At 59.1% G+C, this 3,035-nt stretch carries 1 tRNA gene and 2 rRNA genes (1 of these 3 cut by a window edge); all 3 read right to left on the bottom strand.

The window, feature by feature from the left end:
• Window positions 1-77: transfer RNA gene (locus tag DFH01_RS27705), tRNA-Met, on the bottom strand.
• A gap of 42 nt (window positions 78-119) precedes the next feature.
• Window positions 120-234: ribosomal RNA gene (rrf, locus tag DFH01_RS27700) — 5S ribosomal RNA — on the bottom strand.
• Window positions 235-380: 146 nt separating this feature from the next.
• Window positions 381-3,035: ribosomal RNA gene (locus tag DFH01_RS27695) — 23S ribosomal RNA — on the bottom strand; it runs 80 nt beyond the window's last position.

The following is a 3,035-nucleotide window of genomic DNA, read 5'->3' as shown; positions in this document are numbered from 1 at the left end:
TGGATGCGGGGACAGGATTTGAACCTGTGACCTTCAGGTTATGAGCCTGACGAGCTACCGGGCTGCTCCACCCCGCGGTGGTGTGGTGTCTGTCGTTGTGGTGAGGATCCGGCGTGGTGGCCCGGCGGCGACCGACTCTCCCGCATCTTGAGATGCAGTACCATGGGCGCTGAGGTGTTTCACGGCCGAGTTCGGGATGGGATCGGGTGTGTCATCCTCGCGATGACCACCGGGCCACCAGGCCGGATCCTGACGACAGATGAGTGGGTGATGGGATCTGGATGTGTGTGTTGGTTGAGGCGAGTGGTGCGCGGCTTGGTGCTGCGCGCGGCTGGGGGTGTGTCGTTGCCGACAGACCCTGGCCGGTGCGGTGCTGGTGGTAAGGGAGCTCTATCGGGCGATTAGGACCGCTCGGCTGAAAGGGTTACCCCTCTTATACCTGCGGCCTATCGACGTGGTGGTCTACCACGGCCCTCGGCGAGACCTCGTTTCGAGGCTGGTTTCCCGCTTAGATGCCTTCAGCGGTTATCCATTCCGCACTTGGCCACCCGGCCGTGCCGCTGGCGCGACAACCGGTTCACCAGAGGTGCGTCCTTCCCGGTCCTCTCGTACTAGGGAAAGATCCTCTCAAGTCTCGTACACCCACAGCAGATAGGGACCGAACTGTCTCACGACGTTCTAAACCCAGCTCACGTACCGCTTTAATCGGCGAACAGCCGAACCCTTGGGACCTGCTCCAGCCCCGGGATGCGATGAGCCGACATCGAGGTGCCAAACCTCCCCGTCGATGTGGACTCTTGGGGGAGATCAGCCTGTTATCCCTAGAGTACCTTTTATCCGTTGAGCGATGGCCCTTCCACGCGGGACCACCGGATCACTAAGGCCGACTTTCGTCTCTGCTCGCGCTGTCGCGCTCGCAGTCAGGCGGGCTTGTGCCTTTGCACTCAACAGCCGATGTCCGACCGGCCTGAGCCCACCATCGCGCGCCTCCGTTACACTTTGGGAGGCGACCGCCCCAGTCAAACTGCCCACCACGCAGGGTCCCGATCCCGGATGACGGGATGCGGTTAGACGCCAGAAAGGCACAGGGTGGTATTTCAAGGTTGGCTCCACCGAAGCTAGCGCCCCGGCTTCAAAGCCTCCCACCTATCCTACACAGTCCCTTCCTGGCGCCACTGCGAAGCTGCAGTAAAGGTTCATAGGGTCTTTCCGTCTAACTGCGGGTACCCCGCATCTTCACGGGGAATTCAATTTCGCTGAGCCCATGCTGGAGACAGTGGGGAGGTCGTTACGCCATTCGTGCAGGTCGGAACTTACCCGACAAGGAATTTCGCTACCTTAGGACCGTTATAGTTACGGCCGCCGTTTACCGGGGCTTCGGTTCGGAGCTTGCACTCCTCCCCTTGACCTTCCGGCACCGGGCAGGCGTCAGACCCTATACGTCGTCTCGCGACTTCGCAGAGCCCTGTGTTTTTACTAAACAGTCGCCACCCCCTGGTCTGTGCCACCCACCCGCGCTTGCGCACAGGCAGGTCCCGCTTATCCCGAAGTTACGCGGGCAATTTGCCTAGTTCCTTCAGCATGGTTCCCTCAAGCGCCTTGGAATACTCGTCCAGTCCACCTGTGTCGGTTTCGGGTACGGTCCATATGCCAGAGCTATTTCCCGGACCTCTCCAACTGCCACCTCAATCCGATAAGAGATAACAGCGTTTCAAGGCCGTCACTTCTGGCGGGCGCGGGAATATTCACCCGCTTCCCATCGGCTACGGCTCTCGCCCTCGCCTTAGGGGCCGGCTCACCCTGCGCGGATTAACCTTGCGCAGGAACCCTTGGACTTTCGGCGACAGGGTTTCTCACCCTGTTTGTCGCTACTCATGTCCGCATTCGCACTTCCCATACCTCCACCACCCGTCACCGGTATGGCTTCACAGGCCTAGGGAACGCTCCGCTACCGCGTGCCTTACGGCACACCCATGTCTTCGGTACGTGGCTTGAGCCCCGTTACATTTTCGCCGCAGAACAGCTATTAGACCAGTGAGCTATTACGCTTTCTTTAAAGGATGGCTGCTTCTAAGCCAACCTCCTGGTTGTTTTGGCCGTCCCACATGCTTTCCCACTTAGCCACGATTTGGGGACCTTAGACGATGGTCTGGGCTGTTTCCCTCTCGACAATGGACCTTAGCACCCACTGTCTGTCTGCCAGGCTGCACTCCTCGGCATTCGGAGTTCGGTAGGGTTTGGTAGGGCTTTGGGCCCCCCTAGCCCTTCCGGTGCTCTACCTCCGAGGGTGATCACCTGACGATCTACCTCAATAGATTTCGCGGAGAACCAGCTATTTCCGAGTTTGATTGGCCTTTCACCCCTAGCCACAGCTCATCCCCGACTTTTTCAACAGGCGTGGGTTCGGCCCTCCAGTAGGTGTTACCCCACCTTCAGCCTGGCCATGGCTAGATCACTCGGTTTCGGGTCTCATGCCCGTGACTAGGCGCCCATTTCGGACTCGCTTTCGCTTCGCCTACACCTATCGGCTTAAGCTCGCCACGAACACGAACTCGCGGACCCATTATACAAAAGGTACGCCGTCACCCTTGCGGGCTCCGACTGCTTGTAGGCGTCCGGTTTCAGGTCTCTTTCACTCCCCTCGTCGGGGTGCTTTTCACCTTTCCCTCACGGTACTTGTGCACTATCGGTCGCCAGGGAGTATTTAGGCTTGGAGGGTGGTCCCCCCATGTTCAGACAGGGTTTCACGTGCCCCGCCCTACTCAAGGATCTCTGCCAGCAACACGTCTACGGGACTGTCACCCGCTACGGTGCGCCTTTCCAGACGCTTCGACTTAGCTGACAAAAACCACTGGCCTGCTCCGCTTTCGCTCGCCACTACTCGCGGAATCTCTGTTGATGTCTTTTCCTCCAGGTACTGAGATGTTTCAGTTCCCCGGGTTCGCCTCGTGAACCTATGTATTCAGTCCACGATCTCCTTGCGGAGGGGTTTCCCCATTCGGACATCCGCGGATCAACGATCGCTCGCATCTCCC

The organism is Falsiroseomonas bella (assembly GCF_003173615.1).
Lineage (GTDB): Bacteria > Pseudomonadota > Alphaproteobacteria > Acetobacterales > Acetobacteraceae > Falsiroseomonas > Falsiroseomonas bella.
This window is presented reverse-complemented; position numbering and strand designations above follow the sequence as displayed.